Genomic DNA, 16859 nt, shown 5'->3' with positions numbered 1-16859 from the left:
ATAATAAATAATGTATGGAGTGAAGAACAGCCGATGTAGCTTTACGGTTGTTCTTCATTCTGCTTTTTGGTGCGGTAGGCTTCAAAACGCACTAATATTTCGTGCAGCTTCTTCAATGCTTCCACAGCCTTGCCTATCGGCGGCATCTTGCTTTTGTCGAAAGTCAGTTTCTTCAAATCGGTAGTGTACGCCGTAGTTACTTCGGGCAACGCCATGACCGTTTCGGAATCCTTGAATATCGGTGCATCAGCCAGCGACAAGTGCGAACGGGAATTTTTATTTAGTCCGTCCTCTATCGTCACCCGGTACATGGCATCCAAGAAATCTTCCGAATGTAGGTAATCGTTATATTCCTGATTGTGGTAGAGTGCCGACAAGTCGTAAACATCACGGATATGCTTTGCCAATAGTGCGGTTGCATCCTCATTGTAAGACAGCTTTACCAGCCTTGAAACCTTGTCGCAGATAGTCTTTCGGGGATTGATACACTGCGTTTCAAAACTTTCCAGCCCGTAGGTGCTTATCAGTTCATCTTGCCCGATGCTTTCAAGAAAGGAGGTCACAATTGGTTTGATAACCCGTTTGTCCGCCGGATAGAACATCAGTTTTTTGTCCGGCAGGTCACAAGATTTTATCTCTACTTCCAAATGCTCTTTAAGCCCAACGCCTTGAAATACATTGTCATACGAGAAATACAGTTTGCGGTAATTACCGCCTGTTTCCGACAAATCTTCTTTGTATATGTCACTATTGAGTTCGGCTATGTGTTTGGAAAGTTTCTTGTTCAATGTCTTTTCCGCCTGCTTGGACGCACCTTTGTCACCCGTAAACACGAACAAGTCCAAATCTTCCGAGAAACGTTCTATCAGCCCGTAGGCTTTGGAAAGTGAAGTTCCGCCTTTGAAGTAGGTCTTATCCGCATATTCGGACATGGAAATATCCCGCAGTATCTTCGATACCCAGTAATCCTTTTCCACGTGCGACTGCTCGTAGCCGAAATGTTCAGCCGCCAGTGCGATGATTTCCTTGAACGCTTCCTTGTCCGAATGTAAATTCATATTTCTGTCCTATGCCGTTTTATAATCCAAGTTGAACCGTGTCGTGGGAAGAATGGTCTTTGCCATTTCCGTTTGCAATACGGTTTGTCTGATGTCGCCCAGTATGTCTGCCACCACCTTTCTGACACGTGGCGGGTAACTTTTCGCCAAAGATACGATTTTTTCCAGTTCCGGCAGGCTGTACCCGTTGAAATATTGGCTTTTGACCCGGTTGTAGATGTCCTGTCCGGTTGTTCCGGGTATGCGCTTCATGTCCTTTATCGCATCGAGCAGCCGCAAGTACGGGACAAGGCTTTCATCCGGATAGTCCATGCAGTAGGCTTTCACGCACTCTATATCCAAGTTCTTGAAACGGAAACGGCGAACCGGTTTTGGAGTGGCTATCGTTATGGTTGTGGCGACCTGTTCGGTCAGCCCCATTTTATTATAGACGTAAGCCCCCGTGATATAGCCGTTCAGTTTTTCGGTAAGATAACGAAACTGTTCATCCTGATAGACGGGCAGCTTCCCCAATCCTAAGACCGATTTCTTGGGGCGGTAGTACGCACCTTTTTCAACCCGTACCAGTACCCCTTTGCGGCTCTGTTCGGAGAGCAGCACCGCAACATTGGCGGTCTTTTCCGTTTCAAACGACAAATCCCGGAACGTGAATATACGCCCGGTATCTATCCGTTCAATCTGCCCAAGTATCTCTTTCCTGAATGAAGCCATATTTATGTACTTTGTTTCTATACTGCAAAGATAGTATATTATGTAATCACCTGCAAAAACATAACAAATATTTTGCCGAAGATGTTTTTATTTCTCCAACTGTTGGTTGGATATTTTCATCCCACCCGGACAAATCGGGACAGTTCAGGACAAATTCGGACAGCCCTTGTCGCCCGTCCAAATATAGCATATTTAGTCGCTACCTTTGGGCGGGACTATTCCCGTAACCACTAAAATTCCAATTATTTATGGCAAACAGAATGACCCCGCCCGCAGAGGGGCAGGAAAAAGACGTGCTGCTGGTCTTGGATAAACAGCAGGGCAAGGTGAGTGCCGTTAAGGGTATCGACAAGGAGGGCAATTTGCAGACCGTACCGCCGACACAGGGCGGCGAGTTCATGCAGGTGGACAAGAACAGCGATGTGTTCAGCAACTTCATTTCCAATTTCTTTCGCAAGTTTCAGGACACTTCCGGGCTGGACCTTTTCAACGTCAAGGCTTCCGAAGTGGAGCAGAACGCAAAGGCAATCGAGGACAACCACCGCAACCCTACACCGGAGGGTGACAAGCGGGTTGAAATGTTACGAGTTCCAAAGCCCGACTTCCACGAGTTCAAGCAGGGCTACCGCTTCGACCCGGCAAAAATCGACTGGGAGAACCTGAAAAAAGTCGGTATTACCGCCGACACACTGAAAAACACAAAGGACTTCGACCGGGTGATGCGTGGCTACAAGTCCCGCAACACCTACACCGTTTCGGGGACGGTGGGCGGTTTTTACCTCAAACCTACCGATGTCAAGCTGTCTTTCTATCAGGCTAAGGACGGCACGGTAGTACCCAAGCTGCACGGCGTGCAACAGGACAAGAAACTGTTGCAACGTCCCTTCCATGAACACGAGTTCACCAAACAGGAACAGGGCAACTTGCAAGGCACGGGCAACTTGGGCGGCATTGCTGAAATCAAAGACCCGAAAAGCGGCGAGCAAATCCCCGTGTTCGTCAGTCGGGACAGGTACACGCACGAACTGGAGTATATGCGGGCTGACAAGTGGAAATGCCCTGATACAATCTGTAACGTGCAAGTCAGCCCGGAACAGAAAGCCGCTTTTGAAACCGGGCAAGCGGTGAAAATGGAAAACCTGCAATTCAGGGACGGCACGAAGCGCAGTGCCTATTTACAGGTCAGTGCGGTGGAGCGTGGCTTGGAGTTCCTGCCGAGGTCTGCCGTCCAGTTCTTGCAGCAGGGACAACAGCCCGTAGCGCAGCAGGTAGCCGGGTTAAAGGACGGCAAGGGCGTTGAGTTCAACGGTCATGTGCAGCCTGGCGCACAGGGCAAATCCCCCGACAAGGTACAGCCGAAAGACGTTACCCCCGCCGCCGAGAGCCGGACGCAGGTAGCGGTCAATTCGGAGGGCAAGACCAACGAAGCCACCAAACAAGGCAAAGAACCGTTGAAACAGGGTCAGGACAAGCCCACCGCCAAGCAAAAAGAGAAGCAGGACAATAGCCTGAAAGCGGACAAGCCCAAGAAGTCCAAAGGAATGAAATTATAAAGGTATGCAGCTAATCTATATTATAGCTATTCCGCTTGTCGTCCTGATTTTCTTCATAGTCCTTTCTTTAAAAACTGATTGGAAAGAAATAGACAGGCACAACCGCCAGTATTACGTGGGCGGCTACCATATTTATTATGACCGTAAAATTTTACGGCAAATCAAGCCAATAACAAACCATAAAAAAGAAACAATATGATTGCATTGATAGCAGAAAAGCCCAGTGTGGCAAAAGACATCGCCCGCATCATCGGTGCGACCCAGCGTAATGACGGTTATCTTTCCGGCAACGGGTATATGGTGACATGGGCGTTCGGCCACTTAATCCAGCTTGCCATGCCGGAAGCCTATGGCGTGGCGAACTTCCGCAGGGAGAGCCTGCCCATACTGCCGCCCGATTTCCAATTAATCCCCCGTCAGGTGAAAGCAGAGAAAGGTTATAAGGCAGACCCCAGCGTTCTGAAACAGTTGAAAGTGATAAAGGAAGTGTTCGACAAGTGCGACCGGATTATTGTCGCCACCGATGCCGGGCGTGAGGGTGAGTTAATCTTCCGCTACATCTTCCATTACCTGAACTGCCGAAAACCATTTGTGCGCCTGTGGATAAGCAGCCTTACCGACAAGGCAATCCGTGAGGGGCTGGATAACTTGCAGCCGGGAGAATGTTACGATAACCTCTACCTCTCTGCCAAATCCCGCAGCGAAGCGGACTGGCTGATAGGGATAAACGCCACCCAAGCGTTGAGCGTAGCCGCCGGGCAGGGCGTGTTCTCGCTGGGCAGGGTACAGACACCCACGCTCATGATGATATGCAGCCGCTATTTGGAGAACAAGCATTTCGTACCCGCCAAATTTTGGCAACTCAAAGCGGCGACCGCCAGCGGGGGAATAAGTTTCACCGCCCAAACGACCGCCAAGTGGGAACAGCAGCCCGAAGCCATAGCCGCCCTGCAACGGGTTAAGGATGCCGGACAACTTGCCGTGAAATCCGTTGAGAGGAAAGAAGCCAACCAAGAACCGCCGCTTCTGTACGACCTTACCACGCTGCAAAAGGAAGCGAACACGAAACTGAACTTTTCGGCTGACAAGACGCTTTCCATAGCGCAAAGCCTGTATGAAAAGAAAGTGATGTCCTATCCGAGAACCGGAAGCCGCTATATATCGGAGGACGTTTTCGATGAAATGCCGGAGCGTGTCGCCCTGTTAGGGCAATACCCCCGCTTTGCCGGGTATGCCGCCGGGCTGGACGGCACACCCCTGAACCGCCGTAGCGTGAATGACGGCAAAGTGACCGACCACCACGCCTTAATCGTTACCGAGAACCTGCCCGGCGAACTTTCCAAAGACGAGCGGGCGGTTTACGAGCTGGTAGCCGGGCGTATGCTGGAAGCCTTTTCGGGCAAGTGCGTGAAAGACGTTACCACCGCCATATTGTCGGCTGGAGATACCGACTTCACGGTGAAAGGGTCTGTGATGAAAGTAGCAGGCTGGCGTGCCGTGTTCGGCGAGCAGGAAACGGGCGGGGACGAAGAAGCCGCCAGCCTGCCGCCGCTTCAAGAGGGCGAAAGCCTGCCGATTTCCAACGTGGAACTGTTGGAGAAGCAGACCAAGCCGAAACCGCTGCACACTGAAAGCAGCCTGCTTGCCGCAATGGAGAACGCCGGAAAGGAACTGGAAGATGCCGAGCTGAAAGCCAGCCTGAAAGATGCCGGGATAGGCACGCCCGCCACCCGTGCGGCGATTATCGAAACGCTGTTCACCCGCCAGTACATCGTGCGTGAGAAGAAGAACCTTGTGCCTACAGACAAGGGGCTTGCCGTTTACAAGATAGTCAGGGACAAGAAGATTGCCGATGTCGAAATGACGGGTATGTGGGAAACCGCCCTTTCCAAGATAGAAGCGGGCAGTATGGATGCCGACACGTTCCGAAAGGGTATCGAGGTGTACGCAACGCAAATCACCACAGAACTGCTATCGGTGCAGCTATCTGTCGCTACTGGTGAAACCTGTCCCTGCCCCAAATGCAATAACGGGCGCATCCTGTTCTACCCGAAAGTGGCGAAGTGTTCCAACGTGGACTGCACGCTAACCATATTCCGCAACAAGTGCGACAAGCAGCTTTCTGACAAGCAGATTGTCGAGCTGGTGACGAAACGCAAGACCGGGCTAATCAAGGGCTTCAAGGGCAAGAACGGCAAGGCTTTCGATGCTTCGCTGGTACTGGACGAACAGTTCAATGTCGGTTTTTCATTCCCCGAAAAGAAAGCGAAACCGAAGAAATAGCCTATCTTTGCCGCTGAAATTTCATTGTGATAGGTTTTGCAACTTATAATAATTGAAATTTTAGTGGTTGCGCCCGGCGGGAACCGGGCGCATTTTTTATACGCTCCCGCCAAACAGGTAGGTCGAACAGACCACCCCGTTATCCAGCACCCTGCTTTCCGAGAGTTTCCAATGTGAACCGAATGTTTCCCCGATAAAGCCGATGCCTTTGCCCGCCATGACCGGGACGGTGTATATTGTCAGGCTGTCCAGCAACCCGGCTTTAATCAATGATGTAAGCAGCTTGCCGCCGCCCACCACCAGCATGGCGGTTTCCTGTTTCAGTTCATAGACCCTTTGCAGCGGTTCTTCGGTCAGGAACTCCACGCCGCAGTCCGGCGTTACGTTGGTGTCGTAGTGTGACACCACAAAAGACCGTTTGCTTTTGTGCGGCCACCCGCCCCAGTGTTCAAAGATGTAGTTGTAGGTGTTCGCCCCCATAAGCAGGCAATCTGCATCCAAATAGTATTTGCCAACGATAGTTTTTACTTCATCGGGTAACCAATCCAGTTCCTTATCTAAGGTGGCTGTATGTCCGTCAAGAGATACGGCGATATGCGCTTTAATTTGTTTCATCCTATCAGGTATTAAACAGTTGATAATCTTTTTCAACCTATTCGTTGATACCTCAAAAAAGAAGCGTGAACTTACACTGCTCCACTACGAGGTACTGGCATACCCAAAGAAACGAAACAGGCAAGTCCACGCTATGACAAAGCATAGCATAGACATTGCGCTGAAAATCCCGTTTCTTTTGAAAAGTGCCAGTTTTCGTAGTGAGATATTCGGCGAACGAATATGTTATATATAATGACGATATTGCAGCCGAAACTGTTCAATCGCCGTTATTCTCTTATGTTACTTTTGCAAAAGTAGCGAAAATCACCGAAATAACCTTGCAAATAATAGAAATCCTGCCTTATTATCATAACAAGACAGGATTTTAAAGAAGAAAATATATGATATTGATTATCACTCAATCCATGCGTTCACGGATTAACTTGTGTATGTCACTTGCACGGTAGAAATATTTTCCGTCTAACGTCAAGTAAGGCAGTATTCCTTTCTTCCGGTAACGTTGCAAGGTTTTGGTACTCACTTTCAGCATAAAGCACAAATCCTGATTGTCAAGGAGTTTTTCACCGTTCAGGTAATTGTGACCGCTTAACAGACGGTCTATCTTTTTGTCCTGCATATCGAGCCTATCCATGATACGCTCCATCCAAGCCACAAAATTTTCTTTATCTATATACATAAGGCTACCGGATTAAATAAGACCTATCATAAAATAGCTTTGGTTCACCGGGTCTTTAATGATAATCTCCCGTTCACGCATAAAGCGGATATAACTCTTTGCGGTGCGTTCCTTGACATCCAAGACCTGCTGCAACTGTTCGCAAAGGTCTATATAAGTGATATGTGTCTGTCGCCCGAAAATGTCACGGGCAACGCCTACCAGTTCCCTTTCCTTGCGCTTCTCTTTTTCCTCACGGGGTTTCTCTCCCTTGTAAACGTGCATCCCGGCTTTCTTGTCCCATGCAAAGAGCATCAGAGGAACGTCCAGCGGGCTACCGTCACGCACTTTCAGTGCTTTCACGACCGATTGGGTAGGTTCTTCGTCTTTCTCTATCGAAAGAATAGTAGCCGCCTTGCGCTGCAACTCACTGCCCAAATGTCCCCGCAACTTTAAACCGTTCGGTACGAAGTGCAGCACACAAAGAATACAGGTGTTGTAGATGCCAGCCAGCCGATAAAGTTCATCTATTACCGCCACGCTTTCCGCTTCATCGTTGGCACTCTTAACAAGGTCGGCGATGCCGTCAATGACGACCAACTGGATGCCGCCGTACTGGTAGTAGAACTTGTCCATGCTCTGCACAATGGCGTTCAGGCGTTCCTTGCGTGACATACCCGTCAGGCAGAACGCTTTCAGTTCATCGGGTTTGTCCGGCTGTTTGGCACGTGCCAGCAGGTTGCTTACATTCTTGAACAGTTGCACTTCCGACTGTTCGGTGTCATAGAGCAAGACCGCCTTGTGCCTGCCGTTGGCGGTTATCTGTATGCCCAGCGTATCTACTTCCGCACCAGTCGGGCAGATGCAGCCCGCCACGATTGCGGCTACATAATTGCTCTTTCCCGTTCCCTCGCCCCCGGTGATGCCGAACAGGTTGCCTTGTGTTCCTAACGGAACGTCACCCGCCGAAATAATCTCTTGCGCTTTGGCGGGCGGGTTGTTGAAATCTATCTCGCACGATTTAAGCATAATCAATGTGTCGCTATACAGGTTGTCTAAAAATTCGATAAACAGTTTCAGGAAATCTTCACGGGTGTTCCCGGCTTTGAAGTAGTCGGATATGTCCTTTTCCTCTTTCGTTCCCGGAAGCGGGAGCAGTAGGCGTTTCACGCCAAATTCTTCCAATAGTTTTTCCTGCTTGCGTGAGCTTTCCCTGCCCGTCTTGTCCATGTCAAAGAGCAGGACGATGTGTTTGAAGCGGAATGTCAGCCTATAAACCAGCGTGGGTGGTATCGTCACCGTTTCGCTGTTGAAGCAGATAGCGTGAAAACCATGCGCCGCCAGTGAAAGTACGTCTTTCTCGCCACCCGTGATAAAGAGCGTATCGCCTTTGGCGGGCAGTTGTTCCAGTCCGAAACAGTAGTTTTCGCCGAAACTGCCGCCGTAGAGGAAGCGGGGCGTGGAGAACGGGCGGTACAGCTTGATGTGCTGTTTGCCTTTATAGCCGTACATGGGTTCTGCCATTGATGAAGTGTAGGTGTACGGTTTCCCCTCTGCCGTTTCGCTGTGGTACTCCCGTAGCGAACAGACCTTGTAACGCTCCAGCAGTTCGGACGTGATGCCATATTGTTGCCAGTACACCAGTTCGGCAAGCGGAAACTTCTGTTCCCGGAACTGATAGGGCTTGACGGGCTTTTCGGGTGTTTCTTCGGTTTTGTCCGGCACTCCCCGGCAGACGGTTGCCGGGGACATGGAAACCGGAGTGCCGGAAGCCAGCCCCAAGCCCAAATCCCGGTCGATGATTTCCAGTATCTCCACGAAGTCAGCCGCCTGATTACAGTCCAGCCCCTTTAACTGCCCCACGAAGAAAAAACAATCGCCGCTATAATTGTCGTTACCGAAGTCTTTCATCTTGTACATACCGCTATGGCGGTCGAAGTAGATATTACAGGATGCTTTCTTATCCTGATAAAGAGGATTAAGAAAGTGCCTGCCAATACGCCAGTCACCGGGTAAGTAATGTTTGAAAACAAGCAGACCGTTATTTGTTCTGCTTAGAATTTCTTCTTTCCTTAACATATTTCTGATGATTGTTTATCAGTTCATTTATACACTCCTTATCACGCTTAATCAGGCGTTCTTCCAACATTCGCTTTACTTCCTTAATCTTGTAAAAGTAATGCCCCTTGATGTCGGAGTAAGAAATCATTCCTGCCGCCCGTAGGCGTTGTAAAGTACGGTCACTGATTTTCAGGAACGTGCAGACTTCGTAACTATCCACCCAAATTTCATCTTCATCAGTCTTGTTTTCGTCCAAGTGATTGAAAATGTAGTCTGCTATGGCGGTAATCTTGTTGTCAAGTTCCTTATAGGCTTTTGACTCAAATGTTATAATCTCCATATTGCTAACTTATTGATTTGCCGCAAAGTTCGGGAGAAGAAATAACCTAAAAGTCATGGTTATATCTATCATGGTATTACTTTTTTCAGACTATTTTAGGGGAATATTGGCGTAAAAGTTCCCCGAAATGTCATTTTTCAAAGTAGATTTCACCATAAAAAGAAAGTACCATGTTGGGGGGAACATGGTACTTCTACATACTGGAATACAGGAATTTATTTCATATCATTTTCATTCATCCGCTTAACAAGGCTTTCTATCAGATGATGAAGGTATGCCGTCCGGTCTTTTCTCTCTTTCATGGCTATATATGAAGCGTAATAATCCCCTAAATCAATGTGGAATATTGTGCTAAGGAAATTCATCATTTCTTTTATCTCCACATTGCCATTGTTTATGTCGCCCGAAGATACAAGAGAATATCCCAATTCAATAAGATATGCCTTTTTGCCTGTAAAGCGGAAAATATACTTATCCAGTTGTTGCAGCTTGTGTTCTAACTGATTCGTATTCCCAAGTTTTACCAACCGTTGATTTAAATATATGCGCAACATTTCGTTACATAATATCTTCGCAATCTTATAATCGTATTCCGTTGAAAACAACGGGTCACGGTCATATTGGAAACTGTCAAGCAATAACTGAATATCCGTTTTCTTGCGAACGAAATACAAGTTATCCATATAAGTGGATTTTGACCGATAGTATTGGTAAAAATCCAAATTGTCACGGAAGAAACGAGTTAATTCCTCTAATTCTTGGTTCAAATATTCTTTGATAATCTCATTGTTACCAATGGGACATTTCATTTCGATACTGTAAACCTTACTGAAATACAGATATTTGTCGAGGATATTAGGCTTGATTTCCTTGAAAAAGAGAATTTCGTCTTCATTTGTTGGAAATACATAGTCTGATACAAGTTTTCTTAATTGGCTGTATAGCGGAGTAATGAACTTTACCATGTGCAAAGCATCATCTGCTGTAATATCATTGTCATAATTGAGCAATTTTATTTCAGCATTTATCCGGGACAACATTTCTTCCGCTATTGTTCTCATAGCTACCTATTTTTCATTGCCACTATTTTTTCTAAATCGCCATTCATCAGATAAGGTAAAAATTCTCGTATCTTATCTACCGACCAGTCCCACCATTTCAAAGTCTGCATCTGTTCTATTATATCAGGACTGAACCGTTTTCGTATCTCCTTTGCGGGGATACCACCTACAATGGTATAGGGCGGAACATCTTTCGTCACAACCGCCCTTGTACCAACAATAGCACCGTCACCGATATGGACACCAGCCATAATAACGGCTTCATAGCCTATCCATACGTCATTGCCTATTACGATGTCGCCTTTGTTGTCCCAAGCGGAAGCCACATTTATCTTATCCAATTCCCAATCTTCATAAAATAGCGGAAACGTGTAAGTGGATAAAGATTTTAGGGTATGATTGGCGCAGTTGAACAGAAATTTTGCTCCACAGGCAATAGAACAAAACTTTCCGATTATCAGCCGTTCGTGGTTAATCGGATAGTGATACAACACATTGTTTTGCTCAAACAGACACGGGTCTGAAACAAAATCATTGTAAATGGTATAGTCGCCTATTTTGATAGACGGGTCTTTTACGACAGCGTTCAAATAAACGGTTTGCGTGTCACCTTTACGGGGATATATCTTGTTCATCATAACTTTCAGTTCTTAGTATTGTTTATATTTAAGATAAATGACGGATTGTGTACCAAGCAGTATCACATATAAGTATTCCACTGCCCAATATGCCGCTAACGGGACATTACGATAATCTAATCCCCATAAGCAGAACAGATAAGCAATCGTAGTTATCACCTGAAAAATGAATACCGTCCGTGTTGCTCCCGTTCCTGTTGCTGCATTCAGATAGACGTAACCGGGTAGTGCAAAGAAGTAATTCAATAGCATGACAAGAAAAGGCGGCCATGCAAGCTGTACGATAGCGGGATTTTCCGTATAAGCCCCTATAATGTGCTGGTGAAAGAACAACGCAAAAGCAATTAATGGAATGCCTGTCGCATATCCTAAACGGATAATCTTATGGCAAAGCGGAAAAACTTGTTTCTTTTCACCTGCTCCAATCAGATTACTCACCAAAGAACCGGTGACACCTGCCAATGCATTGACGATAACGGAAAACAGTGCGGAAACACTTCTTACAATGTTCGATACAGCCAATTCCGTTTCTCCCAAACGTTCGATAGCCACGAAGAACAGAAACCAAATGGCTACACTTGTAAAGAACTGGAGCATACTCCATACCGAGATAGAAAATACCTCTTTCAATATCGTTATATCAATACGCCAGTATAAGCCATACGCTTTTTTATCAATGTGCCGAAACATATATGCAGCCAATACAGCCAGCGAACACATTTCGGCAAATGAAGATGCGATAGCCGCCCCCGATATACCCATATCGAAGCCGAATATCAGGAGCCAGTTCAGCGGAATATTCACCAGTACGGCAGTGAAAGCCGCCATGTTCAGGGATTTTGTCTGTGTGATACCGACCAAAAACGAGCGTAAGGCAAGGAACGGGAAAGAGAACAACAATCCCCAAATACGCCAATCCAAATAGCAGATAACCGCATTATAAACATCATCCGAAGTTATCAGATGTTTAAACAGAACGGGAGAAAATATCTTGGACAGCAGACAGAGGAGTACAGCCAGCATCAACAAAAAAAGCAATCCCTGAAAGAACGTTTTTCCCGTTTCTGCATACCGCTGTTCTCCGTTACGACGGGCAATTACCACTTGCAACCCCAAACTGAACCCGAAGCCGAGCATATAAATTGCCAAGAACCATATTCCGGCAAGGGCAGATGCGCCCAGTTCCACATCACCCACATGCCCTAAAAACAAAGCATCGGTAATATTTATCAGTTGTTCGATAAGGATGCTCATCATTACAGGAAAAACGATGAGCCAGATTTTCTTATAGGTATAATTCATTTGTTCAAACCAATATGATACAATATATCCTGCCGCTTTAAGCAGCACGACAATCTTATAGATTATAATAAGGGATAATGATAATGACAAGACAATAACAGGCAAACTTAAAACATAAGCCTGTCTATTGCTGAATAGCAATAATTGGAAGTGCTATTCGTTGGGCGTAGCTATATGCACAACTGCCATTTCATATTGTTGAACAACTATTTCTTTTTCTGTTAGTTCTGCAAAGATAGCGTTTTTCCCTGAACTTATACTATCGGATTATCAATTAAATTCTTACTAACACTTCATATCATCCTCATTCATCCGCTTAACAAGATTATCTATCAGATGATGAAGATATGCCGTCCGGTCTTTTCTCTCTTTCATGGCTATGTATGAAGCGTAATAATCCCCTAAATCAATGTGGAATATCGTGCTAAGGAAATTCATCATTTCTTTTATCTCCACGTTGCCATTGTTTATGTCACCCGAAGATACAAGAGAATATCCCAGTTCGATAAGATATGACTTTTTGCCTGTGAAGCGAAACGGGTATTTGAAGCATCTTTGTAGGTTATCTTCTATCTGATTATTCGTTACCAGTTTCACCAATCGCTTATTCAAATAAATGCGCAGCATTTCATTGGCGATAATCTTTGCTACTTTATAGTCATATCCGGTTGAGAAATTAGGGTCTTTATCAAACTGTGCGCTATCGGTACATAACCGCAAATCTGCTTTTCCACGAACAAAATAATATTCATCATACACAGTGGAGTGTGAACGGTAATATTGGTAAAAGTCCAAATTACGATTGAAGAAATAAGTCAGATTATCCAGTTCCCGATTGATATAATTTCTAATCACTTCATCGCTACCATTAGGGCATTGTGTTTCAATCTTATATATTTTATAGAAGAATAGCAACCGACCAAGTATTTCCGGTTTCTGTGTCTTGAAAAATAAGATTTCATCCTCTTTGGTTGGAAATATATAGGTTTGTATTTTTCCCCTCAATTCATCAAGAACCGTTTGCAGCTTATGTACCATTGAAAGAGAGGTTTCGATAATATCATAGCCGTAGAGGTCGATTTCAGAAATATCAGCCTCTACTTGCTCTAATATCTTATCTACTACCTTTTTCATCGTATAAGTAGCTTATTTCATTATGCTATTATTCGATTTTACTTCTTTTTCATTCAGTCACTGTTCTTTTGATATATAAGGAGGATAATCATCTTTAGACAACCTTTTTTCCAATGTGTCAGGGGATATATCCCAAAGCGTTGGCAAATATTCAAATACGACTTTCCCGTTATCAAGATAAAAACGAACTTTAGAATTGAAAGCGACAGGTTTATATTTATCTTCTCCTATGGGATTATCTCTATATAACAACTGATTTTCTTGCCATTTCAGTTCTTTCCCGTCAAAAGTCACATCAAATATTCCACAAACTACGGCTTCCATTGTGGAATCTTGAACTGTTGTTGAAACACAGCGCATATAACCTGTGATTTGCTTTGTGCTTTTTCGCATTGCCAATTCATAGCAAAACACACTCGTTCCTGTATAATCTTTGGCTATGGTGGTTCTTGCTCCTTTATCATCCAAATTGTAAACCAATTCTTGGGTAACAGTTGTCATGTCGAACTTGAAACCGTTTTCCGTTGTCACCAAATTTGAGAATGTCATTTTGTCGTTATATACGCCTTCTAAATTTCCGTTCTCTAATTTATAGACTGCACAAGTAAGCAATGTTTTACCAATGATGTTCTCTTTTAAAAAATGAATTATTTCGTCTTTCATTTTATCTTTTGTTTTACTTCAATAGGTAAATAGATTTCCGTTACCAATTCTTCCATGCTCGCTTTATCGGGAGTATTGGTATATATTTCAAAAGTCATTTGTTCTCTTAAACGATACTTGCTATTAGGCAACCAATCAAGATAAATATCCCGATAAATTTTATTTAATTCATGGTATCTTCCTTTTATATTGAATACCGAATATAGACCTGTTTGTATGTTTAGAACACTGAAACCTTTAGGAATTTCCATTGAATAGGGAACAGTTATACCAATCAAAAATCGGCATTTATCTATTTCCGTAATATCAAGGCTATCCAAACTGATACTAACGTATTTGAAGCCTTTATCTGTCAGATTGTATTTCTTGGCAAATTCCATTATTTGCTTCCATAAAGTAGAATATGCTTGCTTATTTCTATGTGTTCGCTCAAATTTCAAATATGCAACTTTAATTTCTTTAATCCTCTTTATTGAATACTCCAGTTGTTTTATAATCTTGTTTTCATAAGCAACATTTGAATATGCTTTTCTGAAAGCAGGAATAGACATCTGAAAATGCTTCTTAAATGCCCTTGATAAAGTATGTTTATTTTGAAAATTTATCTGTTCAAGTAGTTCCGATACCCTTGTATTCGTTGAAATAAGTTTGAAAGCAATATATTCTAACCTTAGCCGCTGAATATAATCACCGACATTCTCTCCAACAACATCTTTGAATACTCTTCGGAAGTGATACATAGACATACAAGCTACATGAGATAAATTGTCACAATTTAAGTCCTCAAATAAATGCCTGTTGATATATTCTTGAACATTCATTATAAGGTCATAGTGTATATGGGCAGTGTTTATCTTTTGCTTCCACCGCTTTAGATTGGGTAACCTGTCGGATAACACATTTCTCAATTCCTCGCTTTTGTAATTCGTACCAGCAATTTGATTATAAGAATCGGGGAAAAGTCCCCAAAGATAAATAAGGTACTCCATTGAGAAATTAAAAAGATATTTGCCGGAGTTCAAACAACAAGAACAAAATTCCTGATTGAGTGTACCATCAGAATTTGTTCCATATTCTGAAATATCCTCAATGTCTAATGGCATACCGCAACTTTGGCAATATTTGGTTTCTATGTCTGTTTCCATTGCTGTTTCTATTATTGAGAGCAAAGTTACTCAATCTGTTACGAAATCAGTTACCCTAAATAGTCATTTTTGAAATAAGCTGCAAAATCGTAACCTGTGTATATCATTTATAGCAAACTTACTTATACTGCAAATTGTCAATTGCTCTCTGAATCCCGTCCAAAAAGCGGGAAGCGTGCGCCCCGTCCATTTGCGTGTGGTGGAACTGGAAAGAAACGGTGAGCGTCGTTTTCATCAGGCGACGTTTGTATTTGCCCCAAATAAGAAACGGATTATTAAAAATGCCGCTATACATGCCGACAGCACCGTCTATTTCATATTGTGCCAATGCGGAAGTTCCGATAACCATGCTTTCCGTCAAGTCGTGATTGACGCAACTTTCAGCCACTTGTTTGGTAAGTTGCAGATAGTGTTGGTTAAACAAAGATACATCATCACAGAAAGGAATATCACACGAACTTACCTCGCCTTTTCTGTTAGCTACAATGGTGTTTACTGCAATGGTATCGTACTGCATCAGTTTACCGCCAACGGGCAGCGTATAAAATTCTTTCACGTCCCTTGCGGCTTTGCCGATGCACCAGCACATCAACATATTAAACTTCATGCCCGATTTCCGGCTGATTTTCACAAGGCGTGACACGTTGAGTGTCTTAAAGAACGTCACCATTGGCATGGGTGCGTTCATCCACATTTCAAAGGCGTATGCCCGGCTGGTTTCTTGGGGATTTACTTCTTTCATACTTAATGCTATTTTCATTTAATGAATCAGATAGCAAAAGTAGGAGAAGCGTTTGACCCCGGATAGAACAAACGGGACATTTATACGGGATTGGTGAACAAATCGGAATAAGGATTTGATACTTTCAGCAAAAACATGGGCGTATATCCGCAGAACTTCTTGAACTCCCGGATAAAGTGCGACTGGTCGGCATAACCGCTGGCGTATGCTATTTGTGCCTGATTGATTTCTTTGCCCGCTTGATGCTGCATCTGCGCCAAAGCCTTTTGGAAACGGACGATACGGGTATATTCTTTAGGATTGATGCCTACAAATAAATGAAACAACCGCTCAAACTGCTTTTTGCTCAGGCAGGCAATGGAAGATAACTCGTTTACAGAGATTTGCGGAGTGATATATATTCGCTGTATGGCGGCATCTATTCTTTTAATTCTGTATGTGGTATCAGCTAAATTATCGGCAATTTGTGACACCAGCCATTTTTCTATATAGCTTATGCAAATAGAATTATTCTCACAGTCGAATATTCGTGTAGCCAGTTCATTCAAACTTTTGTTTTCAAGGCTGTAACCGGACACTTCTTGATTATAAAAGAGTGAAGTCGGTATGTTCAGAAACATACTCATAGCGTGAGGGTGGAATACAACCACTATCATTTCTGTATTGCCGTCAGCATACAAATGGGATGAAAAATTAACTTGTCCGCTGATAGTCAGTTTGTCTTGTGTAACATTCAGTTCAGGGATATATAACGGTGCTTGCTTATGGAAAATGATTTGAGGGCAACCGATAGGATAAGTAAAGGCATCCAGCGGTCGATTGCTCTTGAATACCCAATAATATCTCTTGAGTTCAACTTATAAATGCAACTTTTTGGGTGCGGATAATAAGCAAT

At 44.2% G+C, this 16859-nt stretch carries 16 protein-coding genes and 1 pseudogene; 3 read left to right on the top strand and 14 right to left on the bottom strand.

Going from position 1 to position 16859, the window contains the following annotated elements; translation table 11 throughout:
- Nucleotides 1-41: 41 nt before the first annotated feature.
- Together DXD78_RS16745 and DXD78_RS16740 are read right to left on the bottom strand one after the other, a co-directional pair.
- Nucleotides 42-1058: a nucleotidyl transferase AbiEii/AbiGii toxin family protein gene (locus DXD78_RS16745; protein WP_117652872.1), complete on the bottom strand. Its 1017-nt coding sequence runs from the start codon at nt 1056-1058 to the stop codon at nt 42-44.
- 9 nt (nt 1059-1067) lie between these two features.
- Nucleotides 1068-1769 (bottom strand): DUF6088 family protein, encoded by a 702-nt coding sequence (locus DXD78_RS16740; protein WP_117652871.1) that lies wholly within the window; start codon nt 1767-1769, stop codon nt 1068-1070.
- Between the two features lie 248 nt (nt 1770-2017).
- On the opposite strand from DXD78_RS16740, the gene DXD78_RS16730 reads away from it, so the two are divergent.
- From DXD78_RS16730 to DXD78_RS16720, 3 genes are read left to right on the top strand one after another with little or no spacing between them, the layout of a single operon-like run.
- Entirely contained in the window at nt 2018-3322 is a 1305-nt protein-coding gene (locus tag DXD78_RS16730) for a DUF4099 domain-containing protein (RefSeq protein ID WP_117652869.1), read from the top strand.
- Between the two features lie 4 nt (nt 3323-3326).
- Nucleotides 3327-3521, top strand: coding sequence for a hypothetical protein (locus DXD78_RS21390; RefSeq protein WP_117652868.1), 195 nt, complete (start codon nt 3327-3329; stop codon nt 3519-3521).
- Entirely contained in the window at nt 3518-5605 is a 2088-nt protein-coding gene (locus tag DXD78_RS16720; RefSeq protein WP_117652867.1) for a type IA DNA topoisomerase, read from the top strand. Before DXD78_RS21390 ends, DXD78_RS16720 begins: the two co-directional genes overlap by 4 nt.
- A 96-nt stretch (nt 5606-5701) precedes the next feature.
- Here DXD78_RS16720 and DXD78_RS16715 read toward each other — a convergent pair whose 3' ends face one another.
- The 12 genes and pseudogenes from DXD78_RS16715 to DXD78_RS16660 all read right to left on the bottom strand — a co-directional run.
- A complete protein-coding gene (locus DXD78_RS16715; RefSeq protein WP_117652866.1) occupies nt 5702-6220 on the bottom strand; it encodes a dihydrofolate reductase family protein in 519 nt (172 codons plus the stop codon).
- A 400-nt stretch (nt 6221-6620) separates the two neighbouring features.
- Entirely contained in the window at nt 6621-6899 is a 279-nt protein-coding gene (locus DXD78_RS16710) for a helix-turn-helix domain-containing protein (RefSeq protein ID WP_016276694.1), read from the bottom strand.
- Nucleotides 6900-6911: 12 nt separating this feature from the next.
- Complete coding sequence (locus DXD78_RS16705; RefSeq protein WP_117652865.1) at nt 6912-8957, bottom strand: bifunctional DNA primase/helicase; 2046 nt, start codon at nt 8955-8957, stop codon at nt 6912-6914.
- Complete coding sequence (locus DXD78_RS16700) at nt 8920-9279, bottom strand: helix-turn-helix domain-containing protein (protein WP_022042900.1); 360 nt, start codon at nt 9277-9279, stop codon at nt 8920-8922. Before DXD78_RS16700 ends, DXD78_RS16705 begins: the two co-directional genes overlap by 38 nt.
- 215 nt (nt 9280-9494) lie before the next feature.
- On the bottom strand, nt 9495-10340 hold the full coding sequence (locus tag DXD78_RS16695; RefSeq protein WP_117652864.1) for an RteC domain-containing protein: 846 nt from the start codon (nt 10338-10340) through the stop codon (nt 9495-9497).
- 2 nt (nt 10341-10342) lie between these two features.
- Nucleotides 10343-10978, bottom strand: a complete 636-nt coding sequence (locus DXD78_RS16690; protein WP_117652863.1) for a CatB-related O-acetyltransferase — start codon at nt 10976-10978, stop codon at nt 10343-10345.
- Nucleotides 10979-10990: 12 nt separating this feature from the next.
- Nucleotides 10991-12280 carry an MATE family efflux transporter gene (locus DXD78_RS16685; protein ID WP_199600419.1) on the bottom strand — a complete coding sequence of 430 codons (1290 nt, stop codon included), beginning with the start codon at nt 12278-12280 and terminating at the stop codon, nt 10991-10993.
- Nucleotides 12281-12565: 285 nt separating this feature from the next.
- The gene (locus DXD78_RS16680; RefSeq protein WP_117652861.1) at nt 12566-13414 is read right to left on the bottom strand and encodes an RteC domain-containing protein; all 849 of its coding nucleotides are present in this window, start codon (nt 13412-13414) and stop codon (nt 12566-12568) included.
- Between the two features lie 57 nt (nt 13415-13471).
- Entirely contained in the window at nt 13472-14077 is a 606-nt protein-coding gene (locus DXD78_RS16675; protein ID WP_117652860.1) for a hypothetical protein, read from the bottom strand.
- The gene (locus DXD78_RS16670; RefSeq protein ID WP_117652859.1) at nt 14074-15222 is read right to left on the bottom strand and encodes a GyrI-like domain-containing protein; all 1149 of its coding nucleotides are present in this window, start codon (nt 15220-15222) and stop codon (nt 14074-14076) included. Before DXD78_RS16670 ends, DXD78_RS16675 begins: the two co-directional genes overlap by 4 nt.
- 118 nt (nt 15223-15340) lie before the next feature.
- Nucleotides 15341-15964: a CatA-like O-acetyltransferase, family 2 gene (locus DXD78_RS16665; RefSeq protein ID WP_117652858.1), complete on the bottom strand. Its 624-nt coding sequence runs from the start codon at nt 15962-15964 to the stop codon at nt 15341-15343.
- An 80-nt stretch (nt 15965-16044) separates the two neighbouring features.
- Nucleotides 16045-16809: pseudogene (locus tag DXD78_RS16660) on the bottom strand (helix-turn-helix domain-containing protein); the annotation flags it as partial.
- Nucleotides 16810-16859 lie beyond the last annotated feature (50 nt).

This window comes from Bacteroides sp. D20, from assembly GCF_003436255.1.
Taxonomy (GTDB): Bacteria; Bacteroidota; Bacteroidia; order Bacteroidales; family Bacteroidaceae; genus Bacteroides; species Bacteroides uniformis.
Note: the sequence above shows the minus strand (reverse complement) of the source record. Positions and strands in the feature narration are given on the sequence as shown.

Excerpts from the sequence above, each read along its gene's own strand:
- DXD78_RS16690 (WP_117652863.1), bottom strand. The coding sequence starts at position 10,978 with ATGATGAACAAGATATATCCCCGTAAAGGTGACACGCAAACCGTTTAT.
- DXD78_RS16730 (WP_117652869.1), top strand. The coding sequence starts at position 2,018 with ATGGCAAACAGAATGACCCCGCCCGCAGAGGGGCAGGAAAAAGACGTG.
- DXD78_RS16695 (WP_117652864.1), bottom strand. The coding sequence starts at position 10,340 with ATGAGAACAATAGCGGAAGAAATGTTGTCCCGGATAAATGCTGAAATA.
- DXD78_RS16680 (WP_117652861.1), bottom strand. The coding sequence starts at position 13,414 with ATGAAAAAGGTAGTAGATAAGATATTAGAGCAAGTAGAGGCTGATATT.
- DXD78_RS21390 (WP_117652868.1), top strand. The coding sequence starts at position 3,327 with ATGCAGCTAATCTATATTATAGCTATTCCGCTTGTCGTCCTGATTTTC.
- DXD78_RS16675 (WP_117652860.1), bottom strand. The coding sequence starts at position 14,077 with ATGAAAGACGAAATAATTCATTTTTTAAAAGAGAACATCATTGGTAAA.
- DXD78_RS16700 (WP_022042900.1), bottom strand. The coding sequence starts at position 9,279 with ATGGAGATTATAACATTTGAGTCAAAAGCCTATAAGGAACTTGACAAC.
- DXD78_RS16670 (WP_117652859.1), bottom strand. The coding sequence starts at position 15,222 with ATGGAAACAGACATAGAAACCAAATATTGCCAAAGTTGCGGTATGCCA.
- DXD78_RS16720 (WP_117652867.1), top strand. The coding sequence starts at position 3,518 with ATGATTGCATTGATAGCAGAAAAGCCCAGTGTGGCAAAAGACATCGCC.
- DXD78_RS16665 (WP_117652858.1), bottom strand. The coding sequence starts at position 15,964 with ATGAAAGAAGTAAATCCCCAAGAAACCAGCCGGGCATACGCCTTTGAA.
- DXD78_RS16685 (WP_199600419.1), bottom strand. The coding sequence starts at position 12,280 with ATGAATTATACCTATAAGAAAATCTGGCTCATCGTTTTTCCTGTAATG.
- DXD78_RS16705 (WP_117652865.1), bottom strand. The coding sequence starts at position 8,957 with ATGTTAAGGAAAGAAGAAATTCTAAGCAGAACAAATAACGGTCTGCTT.
- DXD78_RS16740 (WP_117652871.1), bottom strand. The coding sequence starts at position 1,769 with ATGGCTTCATTCAGGAAAGAGATACTTGGGCAGATTGAACGGATAGAT.
- DXD78_RS16710 (WP_016276694.1), bottom strand. The coding sequence starts at position 6,899 with ATGTATATAGATAAAGAAAATTTTGTGGCTTGGATGGAGCGTATCATG.
- DXD78_RS16715 (WP_117652866.1), bottom strand. The coding sequence starts at position 6,220 with ATGAAACAAATTAAAGCGCATATCGCCGTATCTCTTGACGGACATACA.
- DXD78_RS16745 (WP_117652872.1), bottom strand. The coding sequence starts at position 1,058 with ATGAATTTACATTCGGACAAGGAAGCGTTCAAGGAAATCATCGCACTG.